Annotated in this window: 17 protein-coding genes; 11 read left to right on the top strand and 6 right to left on the bottom strand. The window is 32.7% G+C overall.

The features are described from left to right. Positions 1-11 precede the first annotated feature (11 nt). The 7 genes from trmB (at position 12) to pyrF (ending at position 6,410) form a co-directional block, all read left to right on the top strand. Complete coding sequence (gene trmB / locus ACY3JO_RS08450; RefSeq protein WP_463084559.1) at positions 12-1,049, top strand: tRNA (guanosine(46)-N7)-methyltransferase TrmB; 1,038 nt, start codon at positions 12-14, stop codon at positions 1,047-1,049. Between the two features lie 189 nt (positions 1,050-1,238). Then, positions 1,239-1,790 carry a bifunctional pyr operon transcriptional regulator/uracil phosphoribosyltransferase PyrR gene (gene pyrR, locus ACY3JO_RS08445; RefSeq protein WP_463084558.1) on the top strand — a complete coding sequence of 184 codons (552 nt, stop codon included), beginning with the start codon at positions 1,239-1,241 and terminating at the stop codon, positions 1,788-1,790. 2 nt (positions 1,791-1,792) lie between these two features. After that, positions 1,793-2,728, top strand: coding sequence for an aspartate carbamoyltransferase catalytic subunit (locus ACY3JO_RS08440; protein WP_463084557.1), 936 nt, complete (start codon positions 1,793-1,795; stop codon positions 2,726-2,728). Further along, positions 2,712-4,010, top strand: a complete 1,299-nt coding sequence (locus ACY3JO_RS08435) for a dihydroorotase (RefSeq protein ID WP_463084556.1) — start codon at positions 2,712-2,714, stop codon at positions 4,008-4,010. The genes ACY3JO_RS08440 and ACY3JO_RS08435 overlap by 17 nt, the downstream gene beginning before the upstream one ends. Next, positions 4,007-4,762, top strand: coding sequence for a dihydroorotate dehydrogenase electron transfer subunit (locus ACY3JO_RS08430; RefSeq protein WP_463084555.1), 756 nt, complete (start codon positions 4,007-4,009; stop codon positions 4,760-4,762). The genes ACY3JO_RS08435 and ACY3JO_RS08430 overlap by 4 nt, the downstream gene beginning before the upstream one ends. Continuing rightward, a complete protein-coding gene (locus ACY3JO_RS08425) occupies positions 4,755-5,672 on the top strand; it encodes a dihydroorotate dehydrogenase (protein WP_463084554.1) in 918 nt (305 codons plus the stop codon). The genes ACY3JO_RS08430 and ACY3JO_RS08425 overlap by 8 nt, the downstream gene beginning before the upstream one ends. Beyond that, positions 5,673-6,410, top strand: a complete 738-nt coding sequence (pyrF, locus tag ACY3JO_RS08420; protein ID WP_463084553.1) for an orotidine-5'-phosphate decarboxylase — start codon at positions 5,673-5,675, stop codon at positions 6,408-6,410. Between the two features lie 177 nt (positions 6,411-6,587). Here the strand turns inward: pyrF and feoB are convergent, their stop codons facing one another. The 3 genes from feoB to ACY3JO_RS08405 are packed head-to-tail and all read right to left on the bottom strand — an operon-like array spanning position 6,588 to position 9,215. Then, positions 6,588-8,561 carry a ferrous iron transport protein B gene (gene feoB, locus ACY3JO_RS08415; protein WP_463084552.1) on the bottom strand — a complete coding sequence of 658 codons (1,974 nt, stop codon included), beginning with the start codon at positions 8,559-8,561 and terminating at the stop codon, positions 6,588-6,590. After that, a complete protein-coding gene (locus ACY3JO_RS08410) occupies positions 8,545-8,787 on the bottom strand; it encodes a FeoA family protein (RefSeq protein ID WP_463083477.1) in 243 nt (80 codons plus the stop codon). Before ACY3JO_RS08410 ends, feoB begins: the two co-directional genes overlap by 17 nt. A gap of 2 nt (positions 8,788-8,789) precedes the next feature. Further along, the gene (locus ACY3JO_RS08405) at positions 8,790-9,215 is read right to left on the bottom strand and encodes a Fur family transcriptional regulator (RefSeq protein ID WP_463084551.1); all 426 of its coding nucleotides are present in this window, start codon (positions 9,213-9,215) and stop codon (positions 8,790-8,792) included. Between the two features lie 160 nt (positions 9,216-9,375). On the opposite strand from ACY3JO_RS08405, the gene ACY3JO_RS08400 reads away from it, so the two are divergent. From ACY3JO_RS08400 to gap, 4 genes are all read left to right on the top strand, one after another. Further along, on the top strand, positions 9,376-10,098 hold the full coding sequence (locus ACY3JO_RS08400; RefSeq protein WP_463084550.1) for an ABC transporter ATP-binding protein: 723 nt from the start codon (positions 9,376-9,378) through the stop codon (positions 10,096-10,098). Further along, a complete protein-coding gene (locus tag ACY3JO_RS08395) occupies positions 10,095-11,384 on the top strand; it encodes an ABC transporter permease (RefSeq protein ID WP_463084549.1) in 1,290 nt (429 codons plus the stop codon). The genes ACY3JO_RS08400 and ACY3JO_RS08395 overlap by 4 nt, the downstream gene beginning before the upstream one ends. An 83-nt stretch (positions 11,385-11,467) precedes the next feature. After that, a complete protein-coding gene (gene leuS / locus ACY3JO_RS08390; RefSeq protein WP_463084548.1) occupies positions 11,468-13,897 on the top strand; it encodes a leucine--tRNA ligase in 2,430 nt (809 codons plus the stop codon). A gap of 93 nt (positions 13,898-13,990) precedes the next feature. Further along, positions 13,991-15,004: a type I glyceraldehyde-3-phosphate dehydrogenase gene (gene gap, locus ACY3JO_RS08385; protein ID WP_463084547.1), complete on the top strand. Its 1,014-nt coding sequence runs from the start codon at positions 13,991-13,993 to the stop codon at positions 15,002-15,004. Positions 15,005-15,059: 55 nt separating this feature from the next. On the opposite strand, the gene ACY3JO_RS08380 is transcribed toward gap, so the two are convergent. From ACY3JO_RS08380 to ACY3JO_RS08370, 3 genes are read right to left on the bottom strand one after another with little or no spacing between them, the layout of a single operon-like run. Further along, entirely contained in the window at positions 15,060-16,178 is a 1,119-nt protein-coding gene (locus ACY3JO_RS08380) for a baeRF10 domain-containing protein (protein ID WP_463084546.1), read from the bottom strand. After that, positions 16,144-18,522 (bottom strand): endopeptidase La, encoded by a 2,379-nt coding sequence (gene lon, locus ACY3JO_RS08375; RefSeq protein WP_463084545.1) that lies wholly within the window; start codon positions 18,520-18,522, stop codon positions 16,144-16,146. The genes ACY3JO_RS08380 and lon overlap by 35 nt, the downstream gene beginning before the upstream one ends. A 19-nt stretch (positions 18,523-18,541) precedes the next feature. Next, a complete protein-coding gene (locus ACY3JO_RS08370; protein WP_463084544.1) occupies positions 18,542-18,943 on the bottom strand; it encodes an Hsp20/alpha crystallin family protein in 402 nt (133 codons plus the stop codon). Positions 18,944-19,092 lie beyond the last annotated feature (149 nt).

The following is a 19,092-nucleotide window of genomic DNA, read 5'->3' as shown; positions in this document are numbered from 1 at the left end:
TAACATCTAATATGGAGAGTTTATTATTAAAAGAAAAAGATTTGGGATTTTTTCCAGATTGGGAAAGAATATTTGAAAGGAGAGCTCCTATTTACTTGGAAATTGGAATGGGGAATGGGGAGTTTTCTATATGGCTTGCTCAAAATAATCCACACATTAGTGTTATTGGTGTAGATGTATCCAAAGAAATACTTAAAAAGGCCGAAAGAAAAGTAAATAAAGCTAATTTAGAAAATCTGAGAATTGTAAGAATAGAAGGAGCTAAAGCTCTTTGCAAACTATTTAACTCCCAATCTTTAAAGACTGTCTATATGAATTTTCCTGATCCTTGGCCAAAAAAATCCCATAAAGAAAGAAGAATTATAAACGATGCTTTTTGTTATCTTTTAGGAGATAGATTAGAAATAGAAGGGCATTTTATTATGGCAACAGATAGTTTAGACTATGCTAATTATACTATAGATATTTTTGAAAAGATAGGAATTTTTAAACCTTTATGGGGAAAAAGCATGATAAATGATTTTCCTGAATATTATAAAACGAAATATGCAAGAAAATGGATATCTATTGGGCTTCCCATCTATTATATAGGCTATAAAAAAGTGGAAACAATAGAGATGCCGTTATGGATTAAGGATTTTTATCCTCTTTTGAAGTTAAAGAAGGAGGAGATTATTATGCCTTATATAATTATGGAATTAAAAGAAGATCTTAAAATAGAAGAGATTCTAAAGATTCTTCCTAAGGGTATATATGGAAAGGATAATAAGATAATTAATTATATAAGTTTCTATTCAAAGGAAAATGAGATACTGATTGATACTGTCGTAGTAGAAGGTTCCCTAAAACAAAGATTTTTTATCTCTCTTTATCTTAACGATCATAAATTAAAAATATCAATACATGAAGCAACAGATCCAGATCCTACTTATGGTGTACATGAGTCAATGGCTATTATTTTTTCTTGTTTGCATAAGAGATTTAATGAACTAAAAATTCTACAAAATACATGTAAAAAAGAGATCGTAGAGAAGTTTTTGAAGTATTAGTTTTAATTGACACTTAATTTTTTCTTTTTTATAATACATTGGTCCTTTAATTTAGCCCAGTGAGGCTAAAAAGGGAGGAAAATTGAAAAAAAATATAAATAGAAATGATTATAAAGCGGACATATCCATAATAAAAATGGGTATGTCCGCTTTTTTATCTTTTATAAAAGAAAGGGGGTTAAAGAATCTATGTATTTTCAGGAAAAGGCACGAATAATGGATAAGGAGGCTATACAGCGAGCTCTTAAAAGAATTGCCCATGAAATTGTAGAAAGGAATAAAGGCGTAGATAACGTAGTACTTATCGGAATAAGAAGAAGGGGGGTACCATTAGCTAAAAGATTAAAAAAATTTCTTGCTGAGATAGAGAGAAAGGAAGTTCCTGTTGGTAGTTTAGATATTACCTTATATAGAGATGATCTGAACTTAAGATTGGATCAACCCAAGGTGGGTAAAACGGAAATTAATTTTTCCATTGAAGGTAAAGATGTGATTTTAGTGGATGATGTACTTTATACAGGAAGGACAGTAAGATCTGCTTTAGATGCTCTTATGGATATAGGTAGACCAAGAACAGTACAACTTTCTGTTTTAATTGATAGAGGTCATAGAGAACTTCCTATTAGAGCTGATTATGTTGGAAAAAACGTACCTACCTCTCGAAAAGAACAAATTGAGGTTAGATTGGAAGAGATAGATGGGGTAGATGAAGTAGTAATTGGAGAATGGAAGGAGGAATAATAATGTGGGATAGAAAAGATTTAATAGGTATTGAAGAGCTTAAAAAGGAGGAGATTGAACTAATTATTGAAACAGCCAAATCCATGAAAGATATATTGAATAGAAGTATTAAAAAAGTACCAACTTTGAGAGGAAGAACCATATGTACTCTTTTTTATGAACCAAGCACAAGAACTCGTTCCTCTTTTGAACTTGCTGCAAAATATTTAAGTGCTGATACTATAAGTATTGCAACATCTACAAGTAGTATTCAGAAAGGTGAAACTCTTCTTGATACTGTTAAGACTATAGAGGCTATGGGAGTAGAATTATTTATTATTAGACATAGTTCCTCTGGGGTACCCCTTTTTATTGCTAAAAACATAAGGTCAAAGGTTATAAATGCAGGTGATGGAATGCATGAACATCCCACCCAGGCTCTCTTGGATGTTTTTACCGTTTATGAAAAAAAGAATAGAGTTGATGGATTAAAGATAGCTATAGTTGGGGATATATTCCATAGTAGAGTTGCGAGATCTAATATATATGCTTGGAATAAGCTGGGAAGCTCTATTATAGTATGTGGACCTCCTACTTTAATTCCTAAGGATATTCAATACTTAAATGCTAAAGTCACATATAATTTAGATGAGGCTATTGAAGATGCGGATATTGTATATGTTTTAAGACTTCAGTTAGAAAGACAAAAGAAAGGGCTTTTCCCAAGCTTGAGGGAATATCATGCTTTATTTGGAGTAACAGAAGAGCGTTTAAAAAAGGCTAAAAAAGATGTTTTAATTATGCATCCTGGTCCTATGAATAGGGGTGTAGAAATATCTTCGGAAGTTGCCGATAGTACGTTATCTTTGATTAATGAACAAGTAACGAATGGTGTAGCTGTAAGAATGGCGCTTCTTTACCTTATGTTGGGAGGTAGGTCAGATGAAAATATTAATTAAGAATGCTATTTTGTTACATACAGATAAAAATAAAGAGGAGATTGGAGATCTATACATAGAAGATGGTTATATTAGAGGCATTGGAAAAGAGTTAAATTTGGACCAAAATGTGGAAATTGTGGATGGTAATAATAAAGTTGTTGTACCTACTTTAATAGATATGCATGTTCATTTTAGAGAACCAGGTTATGAATGGAAAGAAACACTGGAGACAGGTTCTATGGCAGCTGTAGCTGGTGGATTTACTGCTGTGGCTTGTATGCCTAATACAAATCCCCCTATAGATAACAAAATGATTGTGAGGTATATATATGAAAAATCTAATGTTATAGGTTTAGCAAGAATATATCCAATTGGAACTATAACTAAAGGAAGGGAAGGTATGGAGATTTCAGAGATAGGAGATATGTTTTTAGCAGGTGCTAAAGCCTTTTCAGATGATGGAAAATGTGTATTAAATAGTGAAGTATTAAGATGTGCTTTAGAATATGCAAAGGCCTTTGATGTTCCTATCATAGAACATGCGGAAGATACTAATTTAACCTCCGGAGGCAGTATGAATTGGGGAAAAACTGCTATGGTCCTTGGATTAAAAGGGATGCCATGGGTAGCAGAAGCTAGTATAGTAGCAAGAGATATTTTTCTTACATCATTGACAGAAGGAAAATTACATTTGGCCCATATATCTTGTTGGCAAAGTGTTGAAATGATCAGATGGGGTAAGGAAAAGGGAATAAATGTAACATGTGATGTTACTCCTCATCATTTAGTTCTTACCGAGGATTATGTTAAAGAAAGTGGATATGATACAAATACTAAAATGAATCCTCCTTTAAGAACAAAGGAAGATCAGAAAGTGCTTTGGGAAGCATTAGAGTCAGATATTATAGATGTTATTGCTACAGATCATGCCCCACATCATATAGATGAGAAGACGGTAGATTACAATTTAGCAGAGTTTGGAATTAGTGGTATTGAAACAGCTATTCCTCTTATGGTTACTTATGGATTTCATCAAAGAAAAATTCCGTTATTAAAAATCTTTAAGAAGATGTCGTATAATCCAGCAAAGATTCTTAATCTACCATTTATTCCCTTAGAAGAAGGAGTGCCAGCTAATCTTACAATAATTGATATAGAAGCAGAGAAAGAAGTTAATAAAGATAAGCTTTTTTCTAAAGGCAAGAATACTCCTTTTCATGGATGGAGATTGAAAGGATGGCCTATTATGACCTTTGTAGAGGGAAGGTTAGTATATAGAGAAGGGAAGATATTTAGATGAAAGAGGTAGTAGGAGAAATAGTAGAAAATGAAAAAGTATCAGAAAGAATTTATCTTTTGAAAATAAGACTTCCAAAAGATACCTTTGAAATTTTACCTGGTCAATTTGCAATGTTGCAAGTAGAGGAAAGTTATGATCCTTTTTTGAGAAGACCTATGAGTTTTTATAGTGTGGAAGATAATCTTATATATTTTCTTTATCAGAAGATGGGAAGAGGAACGGAGATTTTATCACAAAAGAAAGTTGGTGAAAAAATTTTTATGCTTTTACCTCTTGGAAATTCTTTTCCTTCTTTAAATCAAGGAGAGAGGGTTCTTATTGTTGGAGGAGGGGTAGGTATAGCCCCATTGAATTTTCTTGTTAATTTTTATAAAGAAAATGTAATTTTCAATTCCTATATCGGTTTTTCCTCATATGTGGAAGAGAAAATTTATAGAGATATACAAAAATATAGCTATAATTTTGTAATTTCTACCGAGGATGGAAGCGTGGGTAATAAAGGAAAAATATTAGAATTTTTACCCTCCTTATTAGATTTTGACAAGATAATTGTTTGTGGTCCTTATCCAATGCTCGAAAGTTTATATCATTTAGTGGATCAAAAGGATAAGCTTTATATTTCTTTTGAAGAAAGAATGGGGTGTGGAGTAGGAATATGTTTATCTTGTTTTTTGAAGGGAAGAAATCGCAATTTTCATGTGTGTAAGGATGGACCTATCATTGTAGGATCGGAGGTTGAATTAGGTGGATAATTTAAAAATTAAAGTTGGAAGCATAGTTTTTAAGAATCCAATTCTACTTGCATCAGGCACATGTGGTTTTGGAAGAGAAATGGCAAAGTTTTATGATGTAAATATTTTAGGTGGTATTGTAACAAAAAGTATTACATTAAAACCAAGAGAAGGAAATCCTACACCGAGAATATGGGAATGTTATGCTGGAATATTAAATTCTATAGGACTTGAAAATCCTGGATTAGAGAAATTTATCGAAGAAGAAATGCCCTACTTAGAGAGATTGGATACTCATGTAATTATAAGCATAGCAGGGGAAAGAGAACAAGAATATTATCATATTGCTAAAGAACTTGGAGATTATAATTTCTCAGTTTTGGAATTAAATCTTTCTTGCCCTAATGTAGATAGTGGTGGTATGCTCTTCGGGATTGATATAGATATGGTAAAGGTTATAACAAAAAAGGTTGTAGAGATAATTAACAAGCCAGTTTGGATAAAATTAACTCCTCAGGCTCCAAATATTTTGGATATAGTAAGGGTAGTAAAGGACGCAGGTGGCGAAGCTGTTGTGGCTTTTAATACTTTCTTAGGGCTTGCGATAGATACAAAAAAAAGAAGTCCTGTTTTTAAACGTGTTTTTGCTGGATATTCTGGACCTGCTATTAAACCATTGGTTTTGAAGCATATTTGGGAAATCTACGAATTAAATTTGCTCCCTATAGTGGGATGTGGGGGGATAGTAAATTTCTCAGATGTTTTAGAATATCTTTTCTCAGGAGCTTCTTTGGTGGAAATAGGAAGTGCTAATTTTAGAGATCCATGGATTGGGAGTAAGCTGGTTAAAGAGGCTGAAGATTATTTTAAGAATGAGAAGATTCAAAATGTTATAGGAATAGCTCATCATTTTAATAGGGAGGTTGATTAAATGTTTAAGAAATTTGATCCTATTATTGTGGCTCTCGATTTTCCTGAAGAGAAAAAAGCCTTAGAAATAGCTGAAAATTTGGTACCACATGTAAGAAATTTTAAGGTTGGGCTTGAACTTTTTTCCGTAGCGGGTCCTCATGTTGTAAAGGTCTTGAAAGAGATGGGTACTAATGTTTTTATTGATTTAAAGTTATTTGATATTCCCAACACGGTCGTAAGAACTATTGAAAGACTTCTTACATTGGATCCTTTTATGATAACTCTTCATATTCTTGGTGGAGAAGATATGTTGAAAGAATCAGTTAAAGTTGTATCTCAATTTAAAGAGAGTAATAAAACACAATATCCTTATCTTCTTGGTGTAACTGTATTAACCAGTTTCAATGAAGAAACCCTTAGGAGAAGTTGGGGAATATCCAGATCTTTACCAGAACAGGTATTATTTTTAGCTCAACTTGCACAAGAGACAGGTCTTGATGGCGTTATAGCTTCCCCGTGGGAGATAGAATTACTTAGGAAAAACTTTAGGCGTCCTATGCTTATTGTTACACCAGGAATAAGGCTTACAAAGGAGAAAACTGATGATCAGCAAAGAATCATGACTCCAAGAGAAGCAATGGAGAAAGGAGCTGATTATTTGGTTATTGGACGTCCTATTACTCAGAGTCCTAATCCTTATGAGGTTTTACAAAATATAAGATCCCAGATTGAAGACATCCTTGAAAGCAGGATTTAGCAAAGGGACAGGAGGAACATTTTATACTCTCTGATAAAGATTCCTTTTTTATATAACCAAGATCTTTAAGCTGGAGAAGGATCAATTCCCATTCTTCATCAGATAAATGAAGATCCTTCTTCAGCTTATCAATATTTATAATTCTTTTATCTTTAATATATTCAAGTACTTTTTCTATCATAACATACTTGATAAAAATACTAATATATGATGGAGAATAAAAGTGAAGATATAGGCATAGATAAAAGAGTAAAAAACAGCAAATACTGTCCATTTTATGGAATTTGTTTCTTTATAGATCGTAGCAACTGTGGCTGCACATGGTATATATAAGAGTTGAAATACTACAAAACTATAAGCTGTTATGGGATTTAACTCTTTTAACAATATATTACCAAGTTCATTTCCACTTTGACCATAGATGGCACTTAAAGTGGAAAGTGAAGCTTCTTTAGCTACAAATCCTGAAAGAAGGGCTGTAGTAAGTTGCCAACTGAAACCTAAGGGAGAGACTAAAGGTAGAAATAATTTGCCTATTTGAGAGAATAATGAGTTCTCTATATTTCCAGAGGGAATGTTGGTAAGAATCCAAGTTAATCCTGAAAGTAAAGCCATAACAGTTCCTGCTCTTATGAAAAAAGATTTTAATTTATCCCATATATATAAAAGTACTATTTTAGGGCTTGGAGTTTTATATATTGGTAGTTCCATAAGAAGATGATTCATGGAAGTTTTAAATACCTTTTTTCTTAATAATTTGCCACTTATATATATGGAAGTGAAACTAATAATATAAAGCGTTAAAAGAAGTAGAAAGGCATATTGGGGAAAGAATATTCCAAGGAAGAAGGAAGCAACTAATATTCTTGGTACACAAGGGATAAAGGAATCAATAATTATTAAAAGTATCCTGTCTTTTTGGTCTTCAAGGGTTCTTGTGGCCATTACTCCAGGTACGTTACAACCAAAGCTTATCACTAATGGAAGGAAGGATTTACCATGAAGTCCTAAACTATGCATTATTCTATCAGTTATGAAAGCAAGTCTTGCAAGATAGCCTGTATCTTCTAAAAGAGCTAAAAATAAGAAGAATATAGTAATTAAAGGGGTAAAAGAAAGAATAGTTGCAATACCTTGCCAAATGCCTTTAGTTATCAAGTTTCTTAGAAATTCTGGTAAAAAAGTCAAAAGGATTGATATCTTTTCTCCTATAATGTCAAGTAGATTTTCCAAAGGAATAGATATTAGATTATTTATGGAGAAAGTAAGATAGAAAATTGTTACTACTATAAAAAGGGCTATAACAAATCCCCAAATGGGATGAGTAACATATTCATCTATTTTATCAGTCCAGAGAATTGCTTGTTTTTTGGGTTTTTCTATAACCTCCTTTAATATTTCTTTAATCCATTCATATCTTGCAGTAGCAACTCTTATAGGATTATCTTCTCTTTCTTCTATGATTTTTTGGATTTTTTCCCAATCTTTTAAATTATTTTTACATAAATCTATGATAATTGTGTCATTTTCTAATAATTTTACTACCACCCATCTTTTTGGATATTTTTGAATTTTGTCAGGTAACAGATCTTCTATTCTTTTGATAGTCTCTTCTAATTTTGAATATTTTACTTTTGTGGGATGAATATTATCTTTCTCATAAATCTCAATAACCTTTTCTATAAGTTCATTTAAGCCTTTACCCTTACTTGCTACCATGGGAATCACAGGTAGTCCTAACTTTTCTTCAAACTTTTTCACATCTAATTTATATTTTTTGCTTTCTAATATATCCATCATATTAAGAGCAATAATTACATTATTGTGTAATTCTAAAATTTGAGACAACAAATATAAATTCCTTTCCAAAAGGGAAGCATCTAAAACCAGTACTAAGATATCAGGCTTTTCTTCCACTATAAATTCCCTTGCTATAAGTTCTTCTAAGGATTGAGCAGTAAGACTATAAGTTCCTGGAAGATCTACCACCTCTATTAGATAATCATCTTTTTCTATATATCCAATCTTTTTCTCCACTGTTTTTCCTGGCCAATTGCCTGTATGTTGATTTAATCCTGTAAGTTGATTAAATACAGTACTTTTTCCCACATTTGGATTACCAGCTAAACCTACTTTAATTTTCTTTTTCATGGTTCTCTACCTCTACAAGAATACTTTCTGCTAAACCTCTACCTAAAGCTAAATTAGTATCCTTAACTTTTACTATCACAGGTCCTAAAGATTTTTGAAAAAGAACAATTTCTTCTCCTGGGATTACTCCCAATTCTGCAAGTCTTAAAATTTTTCCTTTACCACCTATAATGCTAACTACTTTTCCTTTTTCTCCCTTTTCTAATTCTATTAGTTTTTTGATCATAATTACCCCCTTTGTTTCTTTTGGCAATCTTCACATACTCCTAATACTTGAATCTTTATCGATGTAACTATAAAATTATCATCTTCTGTTTTTATTATCTTAGATATCTCTAAGAGATTTGTTAATTCCTTTTCCTCTACTTTCCCACATGATACACATTGGAAATGTATATGAGGATTTAAATTACTTTCATAATGAATATGTCTTTCTTCAAAGCTTATAGGACGTATATAACCTAAGCGTTCAAAAAGTTTACAACTCCTATAGACAGAGGTAAAAGAAACTTTTTTATTCTGTTTTTTTAATTCTTCATAAATTTCATAAATAGAAAAATGTCCCTTTTTGTTTTGTTCAAAGAACTCAAGGACAATGAGTCTTGGTTTGCTCAATCTTATGCCTTTATTTTTTAAATTTTCTTTAAAATTCATTTGAAGTCTCTCCTTATGCTAACAGCTTTGTTCTAGTAAAAATTGTATTCTAAATGAAAATTTTTTGCAAGTAAAATACGTTTTAACATATTTTTAATAGGTTTTATTAAATTTGATTGATATAATTTCCACAAACAATATTAGTTTGGGGGTGATATTTTTGGATAATATTCTCCAGGTAGAAAATCTTAGAAAGGTTTATGGTAATTTAGAAGCCCTTAAAGGTGTTAGTTTTGAGGTTAAAAAGGGTGAGATTTTTGCTTTGATAGGACCAAATGGTGCTGGTAAAACAACTACCCTAAGAATAGTTGCAACTCTTCTTACTCCATCGGATGGAAAAGTTACATTTATGGGTAAAGATTTAAGAAAAAATCCTGATTTTGTAAGAGAAAATATTAGCTATCTACCCGAAGAGGCAGGGGCTTATAAGAATATGAAAGGTATTGATTATTTAAAATTTATGGCAACTTTTTATGCTAACAATCAAATGGAGTTAGAAGAATTTTTAAATAGAGCAAAAGAAATAAGTGGACTCGAAGATAGATTAAAGGATAAAGTAGGGACATACAGTAAAGGAATGACTAGAAAACTTTTACTTGCAAGAGCTCTCATGACGAAGCCTACTTTAGCGATCTTGGATGAGCCTACGTCCGGTTTGGATGTTATTAATGCTTTAGAAATAAGAGAGATTATAAGAGCATATGTTAAAGAAGGGACATCTGTTTTACTTTCTTCTCATAATATGTTAGAGATAGAATTTCTCTCTGATAGAGTTGCTCTTATTGATAAGGGAAAAATATTAGAGATAGGTAGACCAGAAGAGTTGAAGGAAAAACACAATGTTAAAAATTTAGAGGAAGTGTTTCGGAGGGTAGTACAATGAACAAGTTTTTAAACCTATTGAAAAAGGAAATAAAGGAACTTGTAACTTTTCAATTAATAATATCTCTTATTTTTACAATATTAATTTTTAATTTTATGGGTAGTATTACAAAAAGAGAAATTGAGAAGGCTGTTGAGACAAAAGACATCTATGTATTAGATCTTGATAAATCAGAAATATCGAAGGAACTTTTGAGTAATCTTTCTTTGGCAAATTTCAAGGTTAAGTTATTAAATGAGCTTCTTCCAAAGGAAGATAAAGATTTGGCATTTGATTTTGCAAGAAGAGAAAAAATAAATTTTTTTGTTTTAATCCCTGAGAATTTTGGATCATTAGTGTCTAGATTTAAGCCAGCAGAGATTGAGATATATTCTTTCATAAGGAGTTTCTCATTGGGCAGTAATGTGGGATCTGCAGTTTTGGATCAGGTTATTAACGCAATGAATAGGTATATGTCTGACCAGTTTATTGGAGCTAAATTCCCAGGGGTAGATCCTGATAGTTTGAAAAACCCTATAAGGAAAAAAGAGTTTGTTATTGTTAAAAACAGGATTGCAGAAGGTACTACATCAGATGTTCTTAACTCAGTTTATTCTCAATCAATATTTATTCCTAGTATTCTAATGGTAGTAATCATGTATACATCCCAGATGGTTCTTTCTGCTATAGCTATGGAGAAGCAGGATAAAACCCTTGAGACTCTCCTTACAGTACCTATAGGTAGAAGACAGATAGTGATTGCTAAAATGATGGGAGCTGGTATAGTTGGAATAATTTCATCTTTAATTTATATGTATGGATATAGATCTTTTATGGGTGAAATAGGTGGAAATGTGGATGTAAGCAGTACATCTGATATTATTCAAAAATTAGGTTTGAGCTTTACACCTTACGGTTATACTTTGTTTGGAATTTCATTGTTTTTAGCAATTCTTTGTGGCTTAGCTTTATCTACCATTTTAGGGGTTTTAGCTGAAGATTTAAAAAGTGCTCAAAGTATGTCTTTACCTTTAGTTTTTTTAGTTATTATACCTTATTTTGTTTCTCTCTTTTCTGATATCAATAACCTTTCTTTGCCAGTAAGGCTTATTATAATGGCTATACCTTTTAGTCATCCTTTTATTGCATCAAGGGAAATTTTACTTGGAAATTATAATATTGTATTTTTAGGGATATTATATATGGTAGTTGTTTTTATAGCTCTTATAATAATTGCAGCAAAAATATTTTCTACTGATAGAATTTTGACAATGAAAATAGGATTTCTAAGAAGGAAGTCTTCCTAATTTTTAATTATTGTCCATAGTAATTTACTTTTATATAATTGGAGATAAAGAAAAATTTGTAAGAGGAGAGAGGGATTTAAAAAATGAAGAGGTATAATCCACAGGAAATAGAACCTAAATGGCAGAGAAAATGGCAAGAGGACAAATTGTATCATGTAACTGAAAGAAAGGATAAACCAAAGTACTACACTTTGGTTATGTTCCCGTATCCATCTGGAGATCTCCATATGGGACATATGAGGAACTACACTATTGGTGATGTGGTAGCAAGATACTATACTATGCGTGGTTACAATGTTTTAAATCCAATGGGATGGGATGCTTTTGGGCAACCTGCTGAGAATGCAGCTATAAAGCATAAGGTACATCCAAAGGAATGGACCTATCAGAATATAGCAAGAATGAAGGAGCAGCTTTTTAAAATGGGTGTGGTTTATGATTGGGATAGGGAGGTTACAGCTTGTGCTCCGGACTATTATAAGTGGACTCAGTGGATCTTTTTAAAACTTTATGAAAGAGGGCTTGCATATAGAAAAAAAGCTCCTGCTAACTGGTGTCCTACTTGTAAGACAGTACTTGCTAATGAGGAAGTAATTGATGGTAAATGTTGGAGATGTAAATCAGAGGTTGAGAAGAGGGAATTTGAACAATGGTTCTTTAAAATTACTGCTTATGCTGAAGATTTATTAAATGATTTAGATACTCTGGAGTATTGGCCAGAGAAAGTTAAACTAATGCAAAAAAACTGGATAGGTAAATCTGAAGGACTCGAATTTTACTTTGATATTCAGGATTCTGATGAGAAGATATATGTTTATACTACAAGACCTGACACTATCTATGGAGTAACTTTTGTAGTACTGGCTCCAGAGCATCCATTGGTAGAAAAAATAACTAAAAAGGAATATTTAGATGAAGTGAGAGAGTATGTAAAGATTGCTAAAAATAAAAGTGAATTAGAAAGGATTGTTTCAGAAAAGGATAAAACTGGAGTATTCACGGGAAGTTATGCAATACATCCTCTTACTAAAAAACCTGTACCAATATATGTGGCTGATTATGTACTTGCAACCTACGGAACAGGGGCAATAATGGCTGTACCTGCCCATGACTCCCGAGATTATGAATTTGCAGTAAAGTATAATATTCCAATAATTCCTGTAATTACTCCTGAACCTGGCAAAGAACCTCCACTTCCCTATGAAGAAGAAGGGATAATGATTAATTCAGAGAAATACAATGGTTTAAAAAGTTCAGAATTTTGGAAAATTATTGTTGAGAAGTTTGAAAATTTAGGGATTGGAAAGAAAAAAGTACAATATAGATTAAGAGATTGGTTAATATCTCGTCAAAGATACTGGGGAGCACCTATTCCCATTATTTATTGCCCCAATTGTGGAATAGTACCTGTGCTTTACGAAGATTTGCCAGTAGAGCTTCCTGATCTTTCTGATTTTGAGCCAACGGGAACAGGTGAAAGTCCTTTAGCGAAAGTCCCTGAATTTGTAAATACAAAGTGTCCAAAATGCGGAAGTCTTGCAAAGAGGGAAACCGATACTCTTGCCACATTTGTTGATTCTTCATGGTATTATTTTCGTTATACTGACCCACACAATGATAAAGAGCCATTCTCAAGAGAAAAGGCAGAGTATTGGATGCCTGTTGATCAATATACAGGTGGTATAGAACATGCTGTATTGCATTTACTTTATTCTCGATTTATAACAAAGGTTCTTTATGATGCAGGATATAGCCCAGTAAAAGAACCATTTAAGAGACTTTTTACTCAAGGAATGGTTTATAAAGATGGACAGATAATGTCTAAATCCTTAGGGAATATTGTTTCTGTAGATTATATGGTGGAGAATTATGGTGCTGATACAGCCCGTTTATTTATATTGTTTGTTGCTCCACCTGAAGTGGATATTGAGTGGAGCGATGAAGGAGTAGAGGGAGCAAATAGATTCTTGAATAGGTTTTGGAGATTAGTTTTAGAAAGTACAGATGAACAAAAAATTGATGATGAGGAAGAAAAGATTATAAGAAGGAAGTTACATAAGACTATTAAGAAGGTTACGGAAGATATAGAGAATTTTAAATTTAATACTGCTATTGCGTCTATTATGGAATTAACTAATCTTCTCACAGAGCACAAAAGGGTGTATGGAAGAACTCCTGCATTTGAAGAAGCAGTAAAGACTTCATTATTACTTCTTTCACCCTTTGTTCCCCATATTACTGAAGAGCTGTGGAAAGAATTAGGAAATGAATATAGTATTCATATGCAACCCTGGCCTTCTTATGATCCAGAGTTAATAAAGGAGGAAATTGTAACTGTAGTTATTCAAATTAATGGAAGGGTGAGAGATCGAATAGATGTAAGTGCTGATGCGACTCAAGAAGAAGTTATGAATTTAGCATTACAAAGGGAGAATGTTAAAAAGTATTTGGATAATAAAGAGATAAAGAAAGTAGTTTACATACCTGGTAAAATATTAAGTTTCAATATTTAGTTTTAAAAACATTTTAACAATTTTTGTAAAAAGTAAGTGGTATAATGAAGAGGGTGAAATAAAGAAAAATTCAACGATTTAGGAGGTGTTTTTATGGCTGTTAAAGTAGGTATTAATGGCTTTGGGAGAATTGGGAGACAAGTACTTAAAGCACTTTTAGAAAGGTATCCTGATAAAGTTGAAGTAGTGGCTGTTAATGATATTACTGATACAAAAACTTTAGCTCATCTATTCAAATATGATTCCAACTATGGAACCTATAAGGGTGATGTAAAATATACAGATAAGTCCATAATTATAGATGGAAAAGAGATAAGGGTTTTTGCTGAAAAGGATCCAGCAAATCTTCCTTGGAAAGATTTAGGGGTTGATGTGGTTATAGAATCAACAGGACTTTTTACTGATGCCGATAAGGCAAAAGTACATATTACCTCTGGGGGGACAAAGAAAGTAATTATCTCTGCTCCAGCGAAAGGCGAAGATATAACAATAGTTATAGGTGTTAATGAGGAAAAATATGATCCTTCAAAGCATCATATTATTTCTAATGCTTCTTGTACCACCAACAGTTTAGCTCCAGTTGCAAAAGTGTTATTAGATAACTTTGGTATTGAGAAAGGTCTTATGACTACTGTACATTCCTATACAAATGATCAAAGAATTTTAGACCTTCCTCATAAAGATCTTAGGAGAGCAAGGGCTGCAGCATTAAATATTATTCCTACATCTACAGGTGCAGCAAAAGCTATTGGTAGAGTTATTCCTGAACTTGATGGAAAGATGCATGGAGTAGCATTGAGAGTTCCAACACCAACTGTATCAGTGACTGATTTGGTATGTATATTACAAAAAGATGTAACTGTTGAGGAAGTAAATGATGCATTTAGAAAGGCAGCTGAAGGAAGGATGAAGGGAATTCTTGGAGTCACTGATGAAGAGCTTGTTTCAATGGACTTCAAAGGAACCACTTATTCTACAGTAGTAGATCTTCCATCTACAATTGTAATTGATAAGAATATGGTAAAGGTTTTTGCTTGGTATGATAATGAATGGGGTTATGCTTGCAGACTTGCTGACTTAACAGGATATATAGCAGAGAGACTATAGAATTTAAGAATTAAGAAGATAATATAAAGAGGGGAGAAAGATTCTCCCCTCTTTTTTAATACCTCAAAAAAGCACCTATGATATTTATCTTTTTTGCAAGTTCTTTATTTTCAATATATTTTAATTCTGCCCCTTCTATAATTGCATCTTCTATAATTTCATCTACTATATCTGATCTTTTGATCATCTTTATATTACAATAAGGACAAATTTCTAAATAAGTACTTCTAAAATAACATGATGGACATTCATATCCTTCTTGTTCATAATTTTCTTCTACTAATAGTTTCTGTACTCTCTTCTGATATACCTCGTGGGCAACATTTTCTAATCCTATGACTGCTTCCTTTCCCTTTGCATTGGCCACAATTAGACTTTCTACTAAGTCTTTAGTTTCTTTTTCTTCATAATATTTAATAAGTTCATATGTCTTTTCAAGAATATCCTTTATTGGAGAATCCAATTCTAAAGATATTTCTCCAATTATTGAATTATGGAGCCTTTTGGGAAGAAGTTCTAAAAATTCAGAGATATTTTTAGGAGAAGTACTTCCTAAAATTATCTTTTCATTTGTATTTATTATTTTGTCTAAAAAATCAGCTACTTCTTTAAAATACCATATAACGTGTGTTTCATGCCATCTTTGCCAATCGGATGCTTCCCATCCTCCTTGTTTATGTTTTTTTGGTATTTCTTCTCTTATCTCTCCTTCCTCATGAATTTCTCCCAAGAAATATTTGAAAACTCTGGCATCTCCTTTTGACAAAATTACTAAGTAATAAGGTCTATTGGCAACTATAAGGTGGGATAGGGGTTTTGTATAAGGGTCTTTATCTATTACTAATTTGTTTTTAAGGGGAGGATAAAGAGGTATATAATGTTCCCAATCTTTGGCACTACAGCTCATTAGAATAATTGTATTAGCAGATCCAAAAGAGCCCTGATCTAAGATAGTTTCTATTTTTTCTAAATCTAAAAGTACTGACTTTTTGATCTCTACCTCTAAATTTTGATTATTTAGATTATCTAAAACTGATTTTTTTAAATCTTTCCATATTATCTTATATTCCCCCTTGGGGTTTACCAAGGGGGATACATTTATGTAAAGAGTTGTTATCAAATACGGATAAAAATTAAGATTACCCAGTTCTTTCAGGATCTCTTTGCTCAGCATATTCTTTCACCCCCAAAAGAGCAAGGTTTAAGACCTCATCGGCGTGTTCAACAAAATAAAAATTTAGCTCATTTTTAACTTCTTCTGGTATTTCTTCCAAGTCTTTTTGATTATCCTTAGGCATTATTACTGCTGTAAGACCTGCCCTGTGAGCTGCAAGAACCTTTTCTCTTATTCCACCTACCGGAAGAACTTTACCACGCAAAGTGATTTCTCCTGTCATTCCAATATCTTTCTTGACAGGCCTCTTGGTAAGAGCTGAAGCTATAGCTGTTGCTATTGTTACACCCGCTGATGGGCCATCCTTAGGAATAGCACCTGATGGTACATGTACATGGATATCTGATTTTTCAAGAATTTCGTAATTTACATTTAGATCTTTTAACTTTGATCTCACATAAGAAAGGGCTGTTTTTGCTGATTCCTGCATTACCTCTCCAAGTTTACCAGTAAGTATAAGATTTCCTTTCCCTTCAACTACTAAAGCTTCAACGAAAAGAATATCACCGCCTGCTTCTGTCCAGGCAAGACCAGTAGCTACTCCAACCTCATCCCTTTCTCCTTTCATACCAAAGGTATATTTCTCTGGACCTAAGTATTTAGGTATATCTTCCTTATCAACAATCACCTTATTACTAATACTTCCTTCTGCAATACCTTTTGCAATCTTTCTAATGATAGAAGCGATCTCTCTTTCTAAATTTCTTACTCCTGCTTCTCGAGTATATTCTCTTATAATTTTCTTTATAGCTTCTTCAGTAAATTCTATCGGATAATTTTCTAAACCATGCTCCTTTAGTTGCCTTGGAATTAAGAAACCTTTTGCTATTCCAAGCTTTTGATATTCCGTATATCCAGGGAGTTCTATTACTTCCATTCTATCAAGTAAGGCTGGGGGTATAGTATATAGTACATTTGCAGTTGCTATAAACATGACCTTAGAAAGATCAAAAGGTACACCTAAGTAGTTGTCTACAAAAGAATTGTTTTGTTCAGGATCAAGGACTTCTAATAGTGCTGCTGATGGGTCTCCTCTAAAATCTGCCCCTAATTTGTCTATCTCATCAAGCATAAATACAGGATTGTTAGACTCAGCTTTTCTCATTCCTTGAATAATTCTTCCCGGTAAGGCTCCTACGTAGGTTCTTCTATGTCCTCTTATCTCAGCTTCGTCTCTTATACCACCCAAAGATATTCTTACAAACTTTCTTCCAAGAGCCCTGGCTATAGATTTTCCGAGAGATGTTTTACCAACGCCTGGAGGTCCTACAAAACATAATATTGGGCCCTTCATGTCACTTTTTAACTTCCTAACAGCTAAGTATTCTAAGATTCTTTCTTTAACCTTCTCCAAATCATAGTGGTCTTTATTTAAGATTTCTTCAGCTCTTTTTATATCAAGGTTATCTTCTGTAGACTTTGCCCATGGCAAACTAATTAGCCAATCTAAATAGGTTCTTGTAACTGTATATTCTGCAGAGCCGGGTGGCATTAAAGCAAGTCTTTCTAACTCTCTTTCTGCTTCTTTCATTGCTTCGGGAGGGAGTTTTGCTTCTTGAAGTTTCTGCCTTAATTCATTTATTTCCATCTCTCTGGGATCTATTTCACCAAGCTCTTTTTGTATTGCTTTCATCTGTTGTCTTAGGAAATATTCTTTTTGACTTTTTTCTATTTCATTTTTGACTTCATTTTGGATTTTATTAGCTATTTCAAGGATTTCTAACTCCCTTGTAAGATAGTATGTTACTTTTTGTAGTCTTTCTTTTACATCTAAAGTCTCTAATATCTCTTGTTTCTCGTTAATATTTAGGTTAGTATTAAAGGCTATAAAGTCTGCCAGCTTTCCTGGTTCCTGTATATTCATGGCATTTATTATAAGCTCTTCTGGAAATTGGGGTATTAAGGATGCCATCTTTTGGAATAGATTTAAAAGATTCCTCATTAGTCCTTCTATTTCAACAGTTTTTTCTACCTTTTCTTCTATTACTTCTACCTTTGCTTTAAAGTATGGTTCTGTCTGCGTAAATTCTATTATTCTTATTCTTTGTAATCCTTGTACAAATAGTCTAAGGGTGTTATCTGGGAATCTTAAACTTCTAACAATTATCCCAACAGTACCTACCCTATGAATATCATCTGGTGTTGGTTCTTCTATAGGAGTTTTCTGCATACACATTCCGATTATTTTATTACCAGAAAGGGCATCTTCTACTAATTTAATGCTCTTTTCTCTTCCCACAACAAGTGGAATAAGCATTTGAGGATATACTACTGTCTCTCTTAGTGGAAGAATTGGTAATTCTTCTGGTATATCTGGCATTTGGTTTATTTCTTTTTCTTCCATTTTTTCATCCCTCCTTTCTTTACTTTTTGGGAAGAACAATTTCCAAAAACCCATTGTTATATGATGCCTCCGCGTTTTGAGCATCAACTTCTACAGGTAACTGTATTACCCTTTCAAAGGGGCCAAAGTTTATCTCCATCCTGTGATAAACTTCTGGTTCTGATATATAATTTTCTTGTCTTGTACCTCTTAGGATTAATTTACCTTCGTGGAATGTAATATCAATATCTTGAATCTTTATTCCTGCAATCTCTACTAAGACCACTATTTTATCATTAGTTTCATAAACGTCTACTCTTGGTACCCATGCCCCCCATTGCATGGAGAAGCGCGTACTTTCTCTATAGAAACAGTCTACAATTCTAAATATTTCTCTACCAAAAGGATCATTTCTTTGTGTAAATATTCTTTTCCTCTCCATAGTTTTTATCCTCCAGAAACTTTGACATTTTTATATTTATCTTCATTTCCATTATATCATATTAATGACAGTGTGATTTATATCACTTTATTATTTATTTTTTAAGTGATACAATGTAACTGAAAGAAATCTTTAAGAGAGGTGAGAAG

The sequence above is a fragment of the Dictyoglomus sp. LHC4 genome (assembly GCF_055181355.1).
Note: the sequence above shows the minus strand (reverse complement) of the source record. Positions and strands in the feature narration are given on the sequence as shown.

What these genes read in the sequence shown, in the direction of transcription:
- ACY3JO_RS08395 (WP_463084549.1), top strand. Translation starts at nt 10,095, where the DNA reads ATGAACAAGTTTTTAAACCTATTGAAAAAGGAAATAAAGGAACTTGTA.
- ACY3JO_RS08370 (WP_463084544.1), bottom strand. Translation starts at nt 18,943, where the DNA reads ATGGAGAGGAAAAGAATATTTACACAAAGAAATGATCCTTTTGGTAGA.
- ACY3JO_RS08440 (WP_463084557.1), top strand. Translation starts at nt 1,793, where the DNA reads ATGTGGGATAGAAAAGATTTAATAGGTATTGAAGAGCTTAAAAAGGAG.
- trmB (WP_463084559.1), top strand. Translation starts at nt 12, where the DNA reads ATGGAGAGTTTATTATTAAAAGAAAAAGATTTGGGATTTTTTCCAGAT.
- ACY3JO_RS08405 (WP_463084551.1), bottom strand. Translation starts at nt 9,215, where the DNA reads ATGAATTTTAAAGAAAATTTAAAAAATAAAGGCATAAGATTGAGCAAA.
- ACY3JO_RS08410 (WP_463083477.1), bottom strand. Translation starts at nt 8,787, where the DNA reads ATGATCAAAAAACTAATAGAATTAGAAAAGGGAGAAAAAGGAAAAGTA.
- lon (WP_463084545.1), bottom strand. Translation starts at nt 18,522, where the DNA reads ATGGAAGAAAAAGAAATAAACCAAATGCCAGATATACCAGAAGAATTA.
- leuS (WP_463084548.1), top strand. Translation starts at nt 11,468, where the DNA reads ATGAAGAGGTATAATCCACAGGAAATAGAACCTAAATGGCAGAGAAAA.
- ACY3JO_RS08430 (WP_463084555.1), top strand. Translation starts at nt 4,007, where the DNA reads ATGAAAGAGGTAGTAGGAGAAATAGTAGAAAATGAAAAAGTATCAGAA.
- feoB (WP_463084552.1), bottom strand. Translation starts at nt 8,561, where the DNA reads ATGAAAAAGAAAATTAAAGTAGGTTTAGCTGGTAATCCAAATGTGGGA.
- pyrR (WP_463084558.1), top strand. Translation starts at nt 1,239, where the DNA reads ATGTATTTTCAGGAAAAGGCACGAATAATGGATAAGGAGGCTATACAG.
- pyrF (WP_463084553.1), top strand. Translation starts at nt 5,673, where the DNA reads ATGTTTAAGAAATTTGATCCTATTATTGTGGCTCTCGATTTTCCTGAA.
- ACY3JO_RS08435 (WP_463084556.1), top strand. Translation starts at nt 2,712, where the DNA reads ATGAAAATATTAATTAAGAATGCTATTTTGTTACATACAGATAAAAAT.
- gap (WP_463084547.1), top strand. Translation starts at nt 13,991, where the DNA reads ATGGCTGTTAAAGTAGGTATTAATGGCTTTGGGAGAATTGGGAGACAA.
- ACY3JO_RS08380 (WP_463084546.1), bottom strand. Translation starts at nt 16,178, where the DNA reads ATGCTGAGCAAAGAGATCCTGAAAGAACTGGGTAATCTTAATTTTTAT.